Origin of the sequence: Pseudomonas sp. NPDC087817, from assembly GCF_044742875.1 — a bacterium.
In the GTDB taxonomy this organism is placed as follows: domain Bacteria; phylum Pseudomonadota; class Gammaproteobacteria; order Pseudomonadales; family Pseudomonadaceae; genus Aquipseudomonas.
In genome coordinates, this window is record NZ_JBIUVJ010000015.1 from 72,345 (window position 1) to 90,514 (window position 18,170).

8 protein-coding genes are annotated in these 18,170 nt (G+C 62.5%); 3 read left to right on the forward strand and 5 right to left on the reverse strand.

All coding sequences use genetic code 11. From position 1 onward, the window contains the following. Positions 1-5 precede the first annotated feature (5 nt). The 5 genes from ACIONG_RS13550 to ACIONG_RS13570 form a co-directional block, all read right to left on the reverse strand. Positions 6-7,829, reverse strand: coding sequence for an amino acid adenylation domain-containing protein (locus ACIONG_RS13550; protein WP_401300070.1), 7,824 nt, complete (start codon positions 7,827-7,829; stop codon positions 6-8). Beyond that, positions 7,826-11,227 carry an amino acid adenylation domain-containing protein gene (locus tag ACIONG_RS13555; protein WP_401300073.1) on the reverse strand — a complete coding sequence of 1,134 codons (3,402 nt, stop codon included), beginning with the start codon at positions 11,225-11,227 and terminating at the stop codon, positions 7,826-7,828. The genes ACIONG_RS13550 and ACIONG_RS13555 overlap by 4 nt, the downstream gene beginning before the upstream one ends. Positions 11,228-11,414: 187 nt before the next feature. After that, positions 11,415-12,398, reverse strand: a complete 984-nt coding sequence (locus tag ACIONG_RS13560; protein ID WP_401300076.1) for a TauD/TfdA family dioxygenase — start codon at positions 12,396-12,398, stop codon at positions 11,415-11,417. 39 nt (positions 12,399-12,437) lie between these two features. Next, positions 12,438-13,178 (reverse strand): thioesterase II family protein, encoded by a 741-nt coding sequence (locus tag ACIONG_RS13565; protein WP_401300079.1) that lies wholly within the window; start codon positions 13,176-13,178, stop codon positions 12,438-12,440. 72 nt (positions 13,179-13,250) lie between these two features. Next, the gene (locus tag ACIONG_RS13570) at positions 13,251-14,423 is read right to left on the reverse strand and encodes an MFS transporter (RefSeq protein WP_103306716.1); all 1,173 of its coding nucleotides are present in this window, start codon (positions 14,421-14,423) and stop codon (positions 13,251-13,253) included. Positions 14,424-14,695: 272 nt separating this feature from the next. Between ACIONG_RS13570 and ACIONG_RS13575 the strand changes: the two genes are divergently transcribed. From ACIONG_RS13575 to ACIONG_RS13585, 3 genes are all read left to right on the forward strand, one after another. Further along, a complete protein-coding gene (locus tag ACIONG_RS13575) occupies positions 14,696-15,496 on the forward strand; it encodes a glucose 1-dehydrogenase (protein WP_401300083.1) in 801 nt (266 codons plus the stop codon). Further along, positions 15,489-17,315: a glycoside hydrolase family 15 protein gene (locus tag ACIONG_RS13580; RefSeq protein ID WP_401300086.1), complete on the forward strand. Its 1,827-nt coding sequence runs from the start codon at positions 15,489-15,491 to the stop codon at positions 17,313-17,315. Before ACIONG_RS13575 ends, ACIONG_RS13580 begins: the two co-directional genes overlap by 8 nt. 402 nt (positions 17,316-17,717) lie before the next feature. Continuing rightward, positions 17,718-18,116 carry a hypothetical protein gene (locus tag ACIONG_RS13585; protein WP_401300089.1) on the forward strand — a complete coding sequence of 133 codons (399 nt, stop codon included), beginning with the start codon at positions 17,718-17,720 and terminating at the stop codon, positions 18,114-18,116. The last annotated feature ends 54 nt before the right edge of the window (positions 18,117-18,170 follow it).

Here is an 18,170-nt window from a genome sequence, read left to right on the forward strand (position 1 = left end):
CCCTCTCAAGAAATCAGTTTTTCCAGATCATCGAGGGATAGACGTTTGAGGGCCTCCAGGGATTTAGCCAATTCATCCTGAACGGGCGACATTTCGACGCGCAAGGCCTCGATTCGCGCGCAGAACGCCTTGAGGGTATCGGTTTCGAACAATTCCTTGAGCGGTACCTTGTCGCCCAGACGCTCCTTGATCCGGGTCACCACCAGCGTGGCCAGCAACGAGTGCCCGCCGAGCTGGAAGAAGTTGTCGGCAAGGCCCACCTGCTCGACCTCCAGCACTTCCTGCCAGATCGTCGCCACTTCCCACTGCAAATCGCTTTGCGGCGCCTGATAGTGCTGCTGCGTCGGGCTGTCGCCCAAAGCCATCAACGCCTTGCGATCGAGCTTACCGTTGGGGGTCAACGGGATGGCGTCGATCAAATGCAAGTGGCCCGGCACCATGTGCGCCGGCAAGCGACTGGCCAGCGCGTTGCGCAGGCGTTCCGCCAACACCGCCTGATCGGTCACTGCCTGCGCCACCACATAGGCATGCAGGTGTTTACCGGCGGCACCGTCCTGAGCGAGGACCACGGCTTCGCGGATCTCGTCCTGCTCCAGCAGCCGCGCTTCGATCTCGCTGAGTTCGATACGGAAGCCGCGAATCTTCACCTGATGATCGGCCCGACCGATGTACTCGATATTGCCGTCATGGCCCTGACGCACTAGATCGCCGGTGCGGTACAGCCGCTCGCCGTTACTGGCGTACGGGTTCGGCACAAAGCGTTCGGCGGTCAGCGCGGCGCGCAGCAGATAACCACGGGTCACACCGGCACCGCCCAGGTACAGCTCGGCGGGCACGCCGCCCGGCAACACTTGCAACTGGCTGTCGAGCAAGTAAGCCACAGTGTTTTGCAGCGGTCGGCCGATGTTCGCCTGCCCTTGCGGCGTGCGCAGGGTGAAGGTCGAATAGGTGGTGTCTTCCGACGGCCCGTACAGATCGTAGACCTGCTGCACCGAGGTGCTCGCGTACAAGGTGTCGACCAGACTTTGCTTGAGCGGCTCACCGGCCAGATTGATGGTCGCGACCGAATGCGGAATCTGTCCGGCACGTTGCAGCGCGGCAATCGCCGACGGCACCGTGTTGATCAGCGTGACCTGTTCGCGAGCCGGCAAATCGGCCAGTGCCAGCGCGTTGTCCGCCAGCACCAGGCAGCCACCGCAAGCCAGGGTGACGAAGATTTCCCAGACCGACAGGTCGAAACAGATCGACGTCGACGCCAGCACGCCGCGCAACTGTTCTTCGCGATAGACCCCGGCCGACCACTGAATCAGCGCCGACAGGTTGCCGTGGGTGATCGCCACGCCTTTCGGTTTACCGGTCGAGCCCGAGGTGTAGATGACATAGGCCAGATTCTGCGCAGTGACACTCGCCTGCGGTGCGGTGATCGGGAACGCGCTCAAGGCGCCCTCTTCCACCAACAGCACCTCAGCGCTCAAGGTTTGTGGCAACAGCGCCAGTGCGGCGGGCTCGGTGATCAGCACGGCGGCGCGGCTGTCGTCGAGCATGTGCAGCAAGCGCTCCTGCGGATAGTCCGGATCCAGCGGCACATAGGCACCACCGGCCTTGAGAATGGCCAGCAGCGCCACGAGCATGTCCGGCGTGCGCCGCATGCACACCCCGACACGCACCTCCGGACCGACGCCCAGCGTTTGCAGCTTGTGCGCCAGGCGGTTGGCCCGGGAATCGAGGCTCTGGTAATCGATCTGTTGCTCGGCGAACAGCACCGCGTGTGCTTGTGGCTGACGCTGCACCTGCGCGGCGAGGTGTTCCAGTACCGTGCGGGGGTCCGTTGCCGTGACGTCGGCCTTGCCCCAATCGATGGCCTGTTGACGCTGCGGTTCTACGAGCAATTGCAGCGCACCCAGCGGTTGCGTGGCATCGGCGAGGAACTGCGTGAGCAGGCTTTCGAGTTGTGCGCTCAACGCGCTGATCGCGGTCGCAGCGAAACTGGCCTGGTCATAACTGATCCCCAGACTCAGCTCGCGACCGGTGACCGCCACCAACGTCAGCGGGTAGTTGGTCTGTTCCTGACGACGAATCGCCGAGAACGTCAGACCGGTGGCCGGGCCTTGTTGCAAGGCTTCGGCCATCGGGTAGTTTTCGAACACCAGAATGCTGTCGAACAACGCCCCGTTACCCGCACCGGCCCAACGCTGAATATCGTAGAGCGGCGTGTGCTCATGCTCGCGCAGCGCCAGATTGACGTCCTGCACCTGTTGCAGCCACTCGCTGACGACGATCTCAGCGGACGGCGCCGCCACCACCGGCAAAGTGTTGATGAACAGACCGATCTGTTGCTCGACGCCCGGCAAATCCGTCGGGCGCCCGGCGACCGTCGCGCCGAATGCCACATTGTCCTGCCCGGTGTAACGCTGCAACAGTACCAGCCACGCCGCTTGCACCAAGGTGTTGAGGGTGACTTTCTGCTCGCGGGCAAAACGGTTCAGATCCGCCGTCAACGTCTCACTGAATACATGCTCGTGATCGGCGTAACCGCTGGCCACTTGCTGCGCGCCGGACAAGGCACCGGCCAGACGCGTCGGCTCATCAAGGTCCGCAAGGGCTGTCGTCCAGAAATCGCGACTGGCCTGCTGATCGCGCTGCCCCAGCCATTCGATGTAATCGCGATAACGCCCCTGCCCGACCGCCGGGTTCATGCCGGCATAACGCTGCAGCACTTCGCCGAACAACTGCGACGTACTCCAGCCGTCCATGAGGATGTGATGGCAGGTGTAGATCAGGTGGTGAGTCGCCTCATCCGTGCGCACCAGGGTCACCCGCAACAGCGGCGCGCCGGTCAGGTCGAAACCGCTGGCAAGATCTTCGCCGGCCAGTTGATCCAGTGCCGTGCAGAGGTCATGGCGACCGCGCCAGTCCTGCACGCGCCATGGCATCTGCGCACTCTGGCGCACCACTTGCACCGCAGCGGCGGCATCCTGTGGCCACACAAATGCCGTGCGCAGGATTTCGTGAGCATCAACGGTTTGCTGCCAGGCCTGATGGAAGCGCTCGGCATCGAGATGTTGCACATCGACGCGCAATTGGTTGGTGTAGGCCGGGCTGTGCGGATCGTTGACGCTGTGGAACAGAATGCCCTGCTGCATCGGCGACAGCGGATAGAGGTCGACGATGTCGCGGGCCGGAATAGGCAATGCCGAGAGTTGTGCCTGGGTCAGCGTTGCCAGACTGAAGTCCGACGGCGTGACAGCCGCCTCGCCACTGTCGCAGCAGTGTTCGATCAAACGCGCAAGCTCACGACGATAGGCCTCGGCCAGCGCCTCGACGGTTTCTGCGCGATACATGCCGGTGCCGAAGGTCCAGGTCAATTCCAGCTCACCGCCGTAGACCTGACCGTCAACGCTCAGCCAGTTACCCAACGGCGCGGCTGCGTCCTGGTTGGCCCCGGAGCTTTCACCGCTGGGCACGAACAGCGCGCCGGCGTCAGCGTTGAACGCGCCGTCGAACTGGCCGAGGTAGTTGAAGGTCACGCGCGGCTGCGGCAATGCCTGTAACTCGGCGCAACGGCTCAAGTAGCGCAGCACACCAAAGCCGATGCCTTTGCCCGGCACTGCACGCAATTGTTCCTTGACCGCGCACAGCGACGCACCCGGCGTTGCCTCGAGGGTCAGGCGCACCGGGAACAGGTTACTGAACCAGCCTACGGTGCGGCTCAGGTCGATGTCGTCGAACAGGTCTTCACGGCCGTGACCTTCGAGCTGAATCAATACCGAAGGCTGCTCGCTCCAGTCGCACAACACCCGCGCCAGCGCCGTCAGCAGCAGGTCGTTGATCTGCGTGCGATACGCCGCTGGCGCCACTTTCAACAGCTTGTGGGTCAGCGCCTGGCTCAGGCGCGAACTGGCGTGGGCGGCCTGTTCGCGGGTCTGCGTGTCCTGCGGGAAATCGCGTGGCAGTTGCGCGTCGCCCGCCTCCAGCGTCTGGCGCCAGTAGGCGCTCTCAGCGGCCAGCGCTGCGCTCTGCCCGTAACGGTGCAGATGCTCGGCCCAGCTGTGCAGCGAGCTGCTTTTGCCCGGCAGAACCAGCGGCGTACCCGCCGCCAGCGCGGTGTAAGCGTGCTGCAGATCTTCCAGCAGAATGCGCCACGACACGCCGTCGATCACCAGGTGGTGGATGACCAGCAACAAGCGTTGCTCGGCGTTCGGCAGGTTCACCAGCACCGCCCGCAGCAAATGGCCTTGTTGCAGATTCAGGCTGCGCTGGGCTTGATCGGCGAGCGCCGGCAACGCGTTCAGGCTGTCCAACTCACGGACCCACAACAGCTCTGGATCACGCTGGGTCTGCGGCGTTGCCTGCCACACGTCGCCGGACGCCTGGAAATTCAGCGTCAACGCGTCGTGCTGTTCGATCAGCGCCGCCAGCGCTGTGCGTAGGTGAGCGGCGTCAAGCAGCGTGGTCGGTTGCAACATCACCGACTGGTTCCAGTGCTGACGCTGGGCGATCGGGGTTTCGAAGAACCGTGCCTGAATCGGCAACAATGGCAACGGTCCGCGAGCTGCCGGCACCGCAGCCGCAACGGGTTTGCCTTCGATCAGTTTGGCCACGACGGCCAGTTGGCCGATGGTCTGTTTTTCGAACAGCTGCTTGGGGCTCAGCTTGATGCCCTGGCGTTTGGCCCGGGCAATGATTTGCAGGCTGAGGATCGAATCACCGCCCAGCTCGAAGAAGTTGTCGGTGCTGCCGACGCGCTCAAGCTTGAGGACATCGGCCCAGATTGCCGCGAGTTTCTCTTCGACTTCACCTTGCGGCGCGACGAAGTGCTGAGTGACCACGCCCGGCACCGGCAAGGCACGCTTGTCGAGTTTGCCGTTGGCCGTCAGCGGCAGTTGCTCGAGCAGGACGATCTGCGCCGGAACCATGTAATCCGGCAGGCACGCCTGCAATTGCTCGCGCAGCGCCTGTGCCGCTAACGAAGCACCTGCGACCGGCACACACCACGCGACCAGTTGCAGACGCGTCGGGTCATCATCCAGTGACAGCGCCAGCACCGCCGCTTCACTGACGCCGTCGAGACCGAGCAGCACACGCGCCACTTCCGCCGGCTCCACGCGATAGCCGCGCACCTTGACCTGATCGTCGGCGCGGCCGATGAATTCCACCGCTTGCTGACGATTGCGGCGCACCCGGTCACCGCTGCGATACACCCGCGTACCCGGCGCACCGAATGGATCCGGCAAGAAGCGCTCCGCCGTCAGCCCCGGCTGATTCAGGTAGCCCAGCGCCACGCTGTCGCCACCGATATACAACTCGCCAGCCACCTGATCGGCGACGTTGTTCAGGACATCGTCGAACACGTAGACGTGAGCGCCGGTCAGTGCGCTACCGACCGGCACGCTGCGCGTGAGCGTCAGATCAGCGACTTCATGGGCCAACACGCCCACCGTGGTTTCGCTCGGCCCATAGTGGTTGATGATGCGGCAGCCCGGTTTGAGCTGACGCACGCGCTCCACCAGCGCCGGCGAGCACGCCTCGCCGCCGACGATCAGCGCGTGTTGCGGCAGCACGTCGGCTGCCCTTGCGGCCTGCAACAACGCGGCCAGATGACCGGGGACGATTTTCAGCATGCCCACATGATGCGTTGCCATGTACTCGGCAAACCGTTCCGGATCGAAACCCAGCTCTTCCGGCAAGACATGCAACAGGCGCCCGGAACACAGCGCGCCGAACAGCACGGTGAAACCCAGATCCGCAGCAATGGTCGAGACCAGCGCCATGCTGCTGTCCGCCGTCGGCGCCAGTCGCTCCAGCACACCGCGGACATAACTGCCCAGCGCGCCGTGGCTGACCAGTACGCCTTTCGGTTGCCCGGTGGAGCCGGAGGTGTGAATCACGTACGCCGCTGATTGAGCGCACAACGCCACGGCCGGACAGGTGTCCGGCATTGACTGCCACTGCCGCGCTGCGAACGCGATGCCCCGACAGCCGTCAACCGCCAACCCGGACACGCGCGCATCGCCTTCGGTGCACAACAACACCCGCGCCTTCGCCGCACCGAGCATCTGCTGCAAACGTGCATCCGGCGCCTTGACGTCCAGCGGCATGTACACCGCGCCGGCCTTGAACACCGCCAGCACACAGGTCAGCCAGTCCAGCGAGCGCTCCATCAGCACCGCCACCGGCTCGCCGACGTTCACGCCCTGCGCCAGCAGATGATGGGCCAGACGATTGGCCGCCTGATCCAGTACCCGATAACTCAAGACCTGATTCAGGTCGCGGGCGGCTGGCGCTTCAGGCTGGCGGGCGACTTCACGATCCCAATGCTGCAACACCGACAACGCCGGCGCGGCGGGTGCCGGAAGTGGCGCTGGCAAGGTCACCGCAACGCGGTGCAGTGGCGCTTGCGGCGCTTTCAACAACTCGCTGAACAAGCCGAGCAAGGCCGGCACAAACCCCTCGACCGTCTGCGGGCGATAGAGGTCGCTGGCATAGGTCATCTGGCCATGAATCAGCGTGCCGTCATCGGTGATGTCCAGCGCCAGATCAAAATGAGTACCGTCCTTGTCCAGCGGATATTCCGCCACGCTCAGCCCTGGCAGGGCCATCGATCGCTGCTTCTGCATGCCGACGTTCTGGTTGAACTTGGCCTGGAACAACGGGTTGTGGCCCAGGGTGCGTTCAGCCACCAACTCGTCCACCAGTTGCTCGAACGGCAGTTCCTGATGCGCCTGGGCACCGAACGCGGCTTCACGTACACGCGCCAGCAAATCCTCGAAACTGCCGCGCTCGTCCACCTCGCATCGCAGCACCTGAGTGTTGACGAAAAAGCCGATCAGCCCTTCGACCTCAGCACGGCCACGGTTGGCATTCGGCACCCCGACACGAATGTCGCGCTGCCCGGCCTGCCGCGACAGGAACAGCGAGAACCCGGCCAGCACCAGCATGAACAGACTGATGCCCTGGCTACGGGCAAAGGCGTTGAGTTGCAGGGATAACGGCGCACCGAAATCAAAACTCAGGGTCTGGCCCTCGAAGCTTTGCGTCACAGGACGGGCAAAGTCCGGCGCCACTTCCAGCAGCGGATGCTCTTCACCCAGTTGCTGGCGCCAGTAATCGAGTTGCCGTTCGCCCTCGCCGGCTTCCAGCCAGCGCCGCTGCCAGATCGCGTAGTCGGCGTATTGCAGCGTCAGTGCCGGCAATTGCGGCTCGCGTTCAAGGCTGAAGGCCTGATAGCACTGGACGAATTCCTTGACCATCACATCCATCGACCAACCGTCGGAGACGATGTGGTGCATGCTCACCACCAACACGAATTCTTCTTCGGCCAGCGCAAACAGGCTGGCACGCAACAGCGGCCCGTGGCGCAAATCGAACGGCCGCGCCGTGACGGTCTGCACCTGTTGCGCCAAGGCAGGCTCGCGCTCTGACGGCGGCAGGCTCGTCAGGTCGATGCGTTCCAATGTCAACGGCTGTTGCTCAAGGATCACTTGATGCGGCTGATCACCGTCGGTCTGGAACACCGTGCGCAGAACTTCGTGACGCGCCACCAGATAATCGAACGAACGCTGCAACGCCGATTCGTCCAGACGCCCATTCAAGCGCAAGCCGGCGGCCATGTTGTAAGCGGCACTCTGCGGTTCGAGTTGCCAGAGAAACAGCAAGCGCTGCTGGGCAAACGACAACGGAATCGGCGCGACATCGTGACGACTGACAGGCAGCGGCAACAGGCTGAAGTCCTTGCCGTCTTCACGCAGCTTGGCCAAAAACAGCCGACGCTGTTCCAGCGGCAAGCCGACGAACCTTTTCGCGATGCGCTCCGCCATGGTGCCGCTCATACTTCCTCTCCTTCCAAAGCATTCATGAACTGATCCATATCGGACCAGTCGTCGTTCGTTGCGCCGTCAGCCAGTTGCGCAAGCATTGCCGCCAGATCGGCCAGAACCGGTTTCTCGAACAGGCTGCGCAGCGGCAACACCACGCCCTGCAGGTTTTTCACCCGGGCGATGACTTGCGCGGCCAACAGCGAGTGGCCACCCAATTCGAAAAAGTGATCGTCCAGACCCACCCGCGACACTTGCAGGACATCCGCCCAGATCTGCGCCAGACACCGCTCGGCGTCCGATTGCGGGGCGCGATAGTCGCCCTGCAACTGCACAGGATCCGGCGCGGGCAACGCCTTGCGATCGAGCTTGCCGCTCGGCGTCAGCGGCAGGTTCGCCAGCAACAGCAGATGGCCCGGCACCATGTAGTCCGGCAGATCGGCTTGCAGCGCCGCGCGGATTTGCTGACGGAACGCCGCTTGCGTCGCCGCGCTGTCGAGCACGGCCTGATCGCTGACCACGTAGGCCACCAGTTGCAAGCCACCACTGAGCGGCACCGCCAGCACCACCGCCTCGCGGATGCCCGGGCACTGTTGCAGGCGCGATTCGATTTCGCCCAGCTCGATACGGAAGCCGCGAATCTTCACTTGATGATCGACCCGACCGACGTACTCCAGCGCACCATCGGCGCGTAGTCGGGCGCGGTCGCCGGTACGGTACAGGCGCTGGCCGTCAGCGAACGGATCGGCGATAAAACGCTCGGCGCTGAGCATCGGCTGACGGTGATAGCCACGCGCCAGGCTCGGTCCGCCGATATACAACTCGCCCACCGCACCTTGCGGCAGCAGGTTCAAATCATCATCCAGCACGTACAAGCGACGCGCGTCGAGACCTTGTCCGATCGGGATGCCGCGCCACGACACGGCGTCCGCCGTCAGTGCCGTGCAGTCATGAATGGTCGAAACCACCGTGGCCTCGGTCGGCCCGTAGGTATTGAGCAATCGCACATGGCCCAACCCGGCCTGTTGCCATAGACGCAAACCGTCCACCGCCATGGCTTCGCCGCCGACATGAATCTGCCGCAACGCAGCGAAACCGCTCGGTGGGTTGGCGGCGTATTCCTGCACCAGCCAATACCAGTAAGCAGCGGGCAAGTCGGCCAGGGTGATGCCGTGTTCGAGGATGACCTGATGCAACGACGCGCTGTCCCACAACCGCGCATCACGCAGCACGACAGCAGCGCCGTGGCACAGTGGCGGGAAAAACTGCTCGACGAAGCCGTCGAAACTGCTGGTGGCGAATTGCAGGACCCGGTCGCCTTCACGCAGTTCGCTGTAATCGATGGCGCGGTCGATGAACTCGCTCAACGCGCCGTGACTGATCGCCACGCCTTTCGGGCGCCCGGTCGAGCCTGAGGTGTAGATCACGTAGGCGAGGTTTTGCGCCTCGACCGTCACCGAAAGATTGTCGACCTGCCCGTCATCGGCCAACTGCTCCAGACACAGGCAGTCGACACCGTCGAGAGCCGGCAGGCTGGCGAGGCTCTCGCGATCAGTCAGCAGCAGTTTCAGGCCACTGTCATCGAGCACGTGGCGCAAACGTTCAGCCGGTGTTTGCGGATCCAGCGGCACGTAAGCGCCGCCAGCCTTGAGCACTGCCAGCAGCGCCACCGCCAGTTCCAGCGAGCGCCCCAGCGCCACACCGACCAGCACGTCAGGGCCGACACCGCGAGCGCGTAATTGGTGGGCCAGACGATTGCTGCGGGTGTTCAACTCGGCGTAGCTGAGTGACGGCGACGGCTCGGTCGCGAGGATCACCGCCGCTGCCTGCGGCGTTCGCGTTACTTGCGCTTCGAAGCGTGTTTGCACACTGGCGAATAGCGGATCGGCCTCGGTGCTCTGAATCAATTGCGCGTGCTCGACGTCCGCCAGCAGCGCAACTTCGCTGATCAATTGCTGAGGGTCACGGCACACGGAGGCCAGAATGTTGCGCCAATGTCCGGCCATCGCGGCGATGGTCGCGGCGTCAAAAATATCGGTGGCGTAGGTGAAGGCAGCGAACAGTTGCTCGCCCTCCTCGCGGGTGTCGAGCATCAGGTCACTGGTAGCGGCATGTTGGCGACCGCTGCCGGCCAGTTGCTCTTCAGTCAAATAGCCGACCTGCAACCCCGATTCCAGTTGCACATGCTGCAAGTCGGTCACCAGCGGCTGGTGGTTGAACATCACCTGGAACAGTGGATTGTGGCTTTGGCTGCGCGCCGGTTGCAGGGCTTCGATCAACGCGTCGAACGGCAGCTCCTGATGAACCTGAGCACCGAGCGCAGCCTGACGCAGGTTGTGCAAGAGATCGGCAAAACGCGTTTGCGCGGTGACTTCGCTGCGCAGGATTTGCGTGTTGACGAAGAAGCCGATCAGGCCTTCGGTTTCGCTGCGGGTGCGGTTGGCGATCAGCCCGCCGACACGAATGTCGGTCTGGCCGCTGTAGCGATGCAACAAGGTTTTGAACGCGGCCAACAGCACCACGAACAGGGTTACGCCCTGACGCTGGGCGAGGCTTTTCAGTTCCTGGCGCAGCGCTGCGTCGATGACCGTTTCCAGCCGCGCCCCCTGATGACTTGATTGCGCCGGATAGGCGCGGTCAGTCGGCAATTCAAGCACCGGGTGTTCGTCACCCAATTGCGCGCGCCAGTAATCCAGTTGCCGCTCGCGCTCGCCCGCCTCCAGCCAACTGCGCTGCCACAGCGCGTAATCGCGGTAATGCACGGTGAGTGCCGGCAACGATGGCTCGCGCCCCGCGACCAGGGCGTCGTAGGTGCGCATGAACTCGTCGATGAGAATGTTCATCGACCAGCCATCGGCAATGATGTGGTGCAAGGTCAACAGCAGCACGTGCTCCTGCTCGGCCAGACGCAACAGGCGCAGGCTCAGCAGCGGGCCGTTTTCCAGGTCGAACGCCTGCGTGGCCTCGGCCATCATGTGCTGCTGCGCCAGAGGCCAACGCTGGGCCTCGGGGACGGCACTCAGATCGGTGATGACCAGCTTCAGAGGCTGAGGCTCGGCGACGCGCTGAAAAGCGCGCTCGCCTTCCTGACCGAAGGTGGTGCGCAGGCACTCATGCCGCGTCGCCAAAAGGCTGAATGCCTGCTCCAGCGCCTGCGCTTGCAGATCGCCCGTCAGGCGCACGGCCATCGGCAAGTTGTAAGCAGCACTGTGCGGGTCCAGCTGCCAGAGAAACCACATCCGCTGCTGGGCATAAGACAGGCCGTCACGCTCGGCGATGCCGTCACAGGCGGTCATGGGAAGCTGCGCAAAATCGATGCCTTCGCGGGCCATGCCGGCGAGAAACAAACGGCGTTTGTCCTGCGGCAGTTCGATAAAGCGACGGGCTAGTTTCTGTGCGTCTGCGGCATTCATGCATGGGGTCCTTGCTGATCGGCGGCGTGACCAGGAGGCCCGGTCGTATCAACAAGAACGAATGACAAACGCAATGATTTAGCGCGCCGGCGCAATACCGGCCGGGCGGCACTCCCGCCAGATGCAGAAATGCCGAAGCCGCGGCAAGAGCGGCTTCGGCAAGCGTTCAGACAAACGCCGGGATCGCTCAGCGAGCGTCCAGAGAATGCCCCTCGGCCATGGCGACAATCACTTTGCGCGGGCCCTCAAACGGCGATCGGGCGTGGGCCGACAGCATGTTGTCGAGCATCAGCACATCGCCTTCCTGCCAGGGGAAGCTGATCGCGCACTCGTCGAGCACTGCGCGAATCTGCGCAAGCACCTCATCTTCAATGGCCGAGCCGTCGCCGTAATAAACATTACGCGGCAAGTCCTCTTCGTCGACGATGTCCAGCAGGCTTTCGCGCACTTCCGCTTGCAGGTTGGAAATGTGGAACAAGTGCGCCTGATTGAACCAGACGTTGTCGCCGGTCACCGGATGCACCGCCACCGCCTGACAGGTCTGACGGGTGCGCAGCTCACCGTCGTCCTTCCATTCGCAAACAATGCCGTGGGCCTTGCAGTAGACCTCGACGACCTCGCGATCCTCGGTGTTGAACACATCTTCCCAGGCCACATCCAGACCATTGCCGAAGTTGCGCACATACATCAGGCCTTTGCTGACGAAGCGCTCGCGAATCGCCGCCGGAATACGCCGATAGACTTCACGGCTGTCGGCAATCGGCGTTTCGCCACCGGACTTGGCCGCGATCATGCTGTAGAACCAGATCTTCATCGGCCAGTCGCGGGAATAGGCCTGCTCGTTGTGCAGCGGAATGCTTTGGTGCGCCGGGTATTCGGTGGACGTGTACACGCCTTGCGTCACGTTGGTACGCGGCGTCGAGCCGAATTCATAGTTCAACAACGGATGGCCAAAACTGGCCGCGAACTGACGGAACTGTTCAGCACCGTTCAGACGGAATCCACGGAACAGCACCCCGCCATCGCGCAGCAAATGTTCGTCCACCAGCTCTTTCAATTCATCGAACACCGCCAAAAGGTCGGTGTCCGCATCGGTCGCTTCCACCAACAACGGCAAGCGCCCCCGTTGCGGCAGCAGCGGCCGAACGGAAAATCCCACAGCAACAGCCATGACTGGCCTCCTGTAATCACTCGATAGGTGAACCGCGCACTAAAACGCCGGTGCCGCTGCCTGCGCATGGCGGCGGTGGTGGACTTCCAGATGGGTCTTGATCGTGCGGATGACCCGGGCTTCGTGTTCATGGATGAAGAAATGCCCGCCGGTCATCATGTCCACGGAAAAACTGCCCAGGGTTTCTTTGCTCCAGCCGATCAGTTGTTCGGTGGTCGCGCGGTCTTCCTTGCCGCCCAGCACGTGCACCGGGCAATTGAGCAAGGGCCGCTGCGCCGGCGTGAAACGTCCGCACATCATGAAGTCGGCACGCAGCACCGGCAGCGTCAGGCTCATCAGTTCCTGGTTGGCCAGCACTTCCTCACTGGTGCCTTGAAAGGTGCGCAACTGCTCGATCAACTCGTCATCGCTGCGCGCCTCGGCAAAGCCACGATCGTAGTCACTGCGCATGGTCGGGGCGGCTGTGCCGGAAGCGAACAACGCCACCGGCTCCGGCGCACCGAGTTCGCGAAAAGCATGCGCCATTTCGCACGCCAGCAGCGCACCCAGGCTATGCCCGAACAGGGCATAAGGCGTCTGCAAGCCGGGCTTGTGCTCACGGGCCAATTGGCAGGCCAGCGCACGCATGTCGATCTGCAAGGGTTCGTCGAAACGGGCACCGCGCCCGGGCAATTCCACCGGTTGCAGGTGCAGCCACGACGGCAGTTGGCGCCGCCAGCGGCTGTAAACCATGGCGCTGGCGCCCGAATAGGGCAGGCACAGCAGTGTCAGCTTTGTCACCGCGTTTACCTCAATAGGGTTATCTGTAAAAGAGAACGGATGAGGCGACGCGCGAATTAGTCAGTTGGTTGATCACTTCAGATGACGGAAACTCTGCACCGCCGACGCGAGGACCACCGCCCCGGCGGCAATCGCCAGCCAGAAGCCACTGCGCGCGCCAAAGGCATCTACCAGCGCACCGGAACCGGCGGCGCCGATGGCAACGCCGATGCTCAGACCGGTCACCAGCCAGGTCAGGCCTTCGGTGAGTTTGGCCGGCGGTACGATGCGTTCGACCAGTGCCATCGCGACAATCAGGGTCGGCGCAAAGAACAGCCCGGCAATGAAAACCGCCAGCGCCAGGCCGAGAATGTTGCTCGCCAGCAATAGCGGCAACGTCGTCACTGCCGTTGCCACTCCGCCATACAGAAACAGTCGCGGCAGCGGCAGTTTCGAACGCATCGCCCCAAACGCGATCCCGGCCAGACACGAACCGATGGCATACACCGACAGCACAATGCTCGCCGCTGCCGGTTGCCCCTGTTGTTGGGCAAACGCGACGCTGACGACATCGACCACACCGACGATCACGCCCATGGCTATCATCAAGGCCAACAACAGCTGAATATCTGTCGAGCCGATGATCGAACCGTGATGTTCAGACGCGTGCGGATGCACCGGCGGCTCGGTGCTGCGCTGGGCGACAAACGCCGTTACGCCGATCGCCAGCGCGAGCAACGCCGCCAGTGGCCCGGCTTCGGGAAACACCGCCACGCACAGCCCCACCGACAGCGGTGGGCCGACGATGAAACAAACTTCATCGAGCACCGACTCCAGCGCATACGCTGTCTGCAATTGCGGCTGGCCGCGATAGATTTCCGTCCAGCGCGCTCGCACCATCGCCGACATACTCGGCATGCACCCAGCGAGCGCGGCGAACACAAACAGCGTCCAGGTCGGCGCCTGCAACCGGGTGCACAGCAGCAACATCAACAGCGCCCCGCCACCGATCAATGCCGAAATGGGCAGCACTTTGCCCTGACCGAAGCGGTCCACCAGTCGCGATACCTGCGGTGCGCAAAACGCCGTGGCCAAGGCAAATGTCGCCGCCACCGCACCGGCCAGTGCGTACCCACCATACAGCTGCGAAAGCATGGTGATCACGCCGATGCCGGTCATGGAAATCGGCATGCGCGCGATCATCCCGGCCAGCACAAAATTTCGGGCGCCGGGGGCGTTGAACAATTCACGGTATGGGTTTGCCATCGGGTCACAGCCTCGTCAGGGGCGGCCAAGTTGCCATAGAGGCTGATGAGAGAGGAAGCGGGGAATTGTTGGTGGAATGTGAAGGCCCCATCGCGGGCAAGCCCGCTCCCACAGAGGTACTGGTCGTACATAAATTCATGTTCATCTATGCTCCCTGTGGGAGCCTGGCTTGCCAGCGATGAGGTCCATACTTTCACCACAACCCACAGAAATGAACTCTCACGCCAGGCAATCGGTCAGCTGATTAAGCCCTCAACCCAGGCGCCTCCTCTATGCACATTTCTCTCGCCGGTCAGGTAGCTCTCGTCACCGGCGCCAGTTCCGGCATTGGCCACGCTTGCGCCAAAGCCCTGGCCGCTGCCGGTGCCGCCGTGGTCATCAACTACAACCGCCAGGCCGAACCCGCCGAAGCACTCGCCCGACAAATCATCGCCGAGGGCGGTCAGGCCCTGGCCATCGGTGCCGATGTCTCCAAGGAAGACGAGGTCGAACGGCTGTTCGCTGAAACCCTCGACGCTTTCGGCTCACTGGACATTCTGATCGCCAATTCCGGCCTGCAAAAAGATGCGGCGGCTGTGGATATGTCGCTGGATGACTGGAACGCGGTGATCGGCGTCAACCTCACCGGCCAGTTCCTCTGCGCCCGTGCCGCGTTGCGCATTTTCAATCGCCAAGGCATTCGCGAAGGCGTATCCCGCGCCGCCGGCAAAATCATCCACATGAGCTCGGTGCATCAGCGCATTCCGTGGGCCGGGCACGTCAATTACGCGGCGTCCAAGGGCGGTGTCGATCAGTTGATGCAGACGCTTGCCCAGGAAGTCAGCCATCAGCGCATTCGCATCAACGGCATTGCACCGGGGGCGATTCGCACGGCGATCAATAAAGAAGCCACCGAAGGCGCTGCCGGGGAAGAGCTGCTCGACCTGATTCCCTACGGGCGCATCGGCGATGTGGAAGACGTCGCCAATGCGGTGGTTTTCCTCGCCTCCGATGCTTCTGACTACATCGTCGGCACTACCCTGTTTATCGACGGCGGCATGAGCCTCTATCCGGAGTTTCGCGGCAATGGCTGAGCATCATCCAGAACGACAAAGCCCGATCGACGCCCACGGCATCATCGGCGACATGCGCAGTGCGGCACTGGTCAACGACAAGGGCAGCGTGGATTTTTTCTGCTGGCCGGAGTTCGACAGTCCGTCGATTTTCTGTTCGTTGCTGGATACCCCCGACGCGGGGATTTTCCAGTTGGCGCCGGACTTGCCCGATGCCCGGCGCGAGCAGATTTACCTGCCGGACACCAACGTCCTGCAAACACGCTGGCTCAGTGACGATGCCGTGGTGGAAATCACCGACATGCTGCCGGTGGGTGACAGCGAAGATGACTTGCCACTGCTGATGCGCCGTGTGCGGGTGGTCAGCGGCGAGGCGACTTTCCACATGCGCTGCGCGGTACGCCACGACTATGCCCGTGCCGACACTCGCGCAGCGCTGGATCAAAACGACGTGGTGTTCAGCGCCATCGGGCAACCGACGCTGCGCCTGGCTTCTGATCAGCCCTTGCAGGTGGACGCCGCAGCGGCGATTGCCCGTTTCACCCTCAAGCAGGATCAGACGGCGGCCTTCATGCTCGGCGCCAGCGACGATCCGCGCTTCGCCGAAGGGGCCGGCGACTTCTGTATGGAGCGCACGCTGAAGTTCTGGCGCGACTGGATCGGCCAGTCGATTTACCGTGGACGCTGGCGGGAAATGGTCAACCGCTCTGCCCTCGCGCTCAAGCTGCTGACCTCGCGCAAACACGGCGCGATCCTCGCCGCCGCGACCTTCGGCCTGCCGGAAACGCCCGGCGGCGAACGCAACTGGGATTATCGCTACACCTGGATCCGCGATGCGTCGTTCACGGTTTACGCGTTCATGCGTCTGGGCTTTGTCGGCGAAGCCAACGACTACATGCGCTGGCTGCGCCATCGGGTCAGCGATTGCCATGGTCAGCCGATGAAACTCAACATCTTGTACGCCATCGACGGCCGACAGGAATTGCCGGAAACCGAACTGGACAACCTGTCCGGGCATGGCGGCGCCCGACCGGTGCGCATCGGCAATGGCGCTTACGACCAGATTCAGCTGGATATCTTCGGCGAGCTGATGGACGCGGTGTATCTGGTCAACAAGTACGGTGACGCGATTTCCCACGAAGGCTGGAAACACGTGCGCGAAGTGGTCGATCAAGTCTGTGAGACGTGGCAGACCACGGATGTAGGCATTTGGGAAATGCGCGGTGAGCAGCATCACTTTCTGCACTCACGGCTGATGTGCTGGGTGGCACTGGATCGGGCGATTCGTTTGGCTTCAAAACGCTCGTTGCCGGCACCGTTCGCCCAGTGGGATCAAACCCGCCAGGCGATCTACGCCGACATCTGGGACAACTTCTGGGACGAAGAGCGCGGGCATTTTGTCCAGTACAAGGGCGGCAGCTCCCTCGACGGCTCGATGCTGCTGATGCCGCTGGTGCGTTTCGTCAGCGCCAAGGATCCGCGCTGGCTCTCGACCCTCGAAGCCATTGAAAAGCATTTGGTACGCGACGGCATGGTTTACCGCTATCGCAACGATGACGCCAACATCGACGGCTTGACCGGCACCGAAGGCGCGTTTGCCGCGTGTTCGTTCTGGTACGTCGAATGCCTGGCCCGCGCCGGTCAGGTGGAAAAGGCCCATCTGGAGTTTGAACAGTTGCTGCGCTACGCCAATCCGCTGGGGCTGTACGCCGAAGAATTCGACAGCCATGGCCGGCATCTGGGCAATACCCCGCAAGCGCTGACGCATCTGGCGTTGATCAGTGCAGCGAGTTTTCTGGATCGACGGTTGAGTGGGGAAAAGAGTGAGTGGCAGCCGTAAAGCTCGCCACTTTCTGTAGGAGATACTCCACAAAACTGTGCTTTAGCGGGCTAATCCCTACGCAGCAATCAGCAGAGTGACACCCCTGTGGTGAGGGGATTTATCCCCGATGGGCTGCGAAGCAGCCCCCAACCCTGCGTCCCCACTCCTCCAGAAATACCGCATTCACTGACTTTGCGACTGCTGCGCAACCGGTCGGGGCGGTGCGACGTTTCGCTAAATCCCCTCACCACAATTGCGCAGCTCAGCCCCTACATCTTCTAAACACCCCCCCAATCCCTCCCCCACAACTTGCACTTACACCCCGAAATACCTTGTTGCCAGCTGTTACATCCCCCCCTACCATCCACCGCAACGGGCACAGCGGAGCTGTCCAATAAAACCCGAATTCAAGGAACCAGAATGTCCCAGCACGTCCAGCGCAGTATCGACACGCCCCTTCGCAGCGGCCTGACCCGCACCCAACTCTGGGAAGCCGCCGACAAAGGCCTGATCAAATGCTGGGAAATCGGCCGCCAACGCGCCGCACGCTTCCCCGACCTCGCCTTGAAATGCCTCGCTGGAGAATTACCGGTGCTCGGCTGGAAGGGCGGGGTCAGTCGTAGCCTGAAGAAAAACGAAAAATACGGATCGCTGAAATACCTCGCCCAGTGGCAAGGGTTGCGTGGGGAAGATCTGGATATCGATTTGAGCGAAGAACGCTCGCTGACCTGTTCGCGTACCAAGATGCGGGTGACGTTTACTCCGGATCGGACAAAATATTTCAATCAAGTGGCGGAAGCTGAGGCACTGACAATTTAATGACCGTTAAAGCTACTGACCTCCTAAGTATCCACACCTCAAAAAATTAACAGC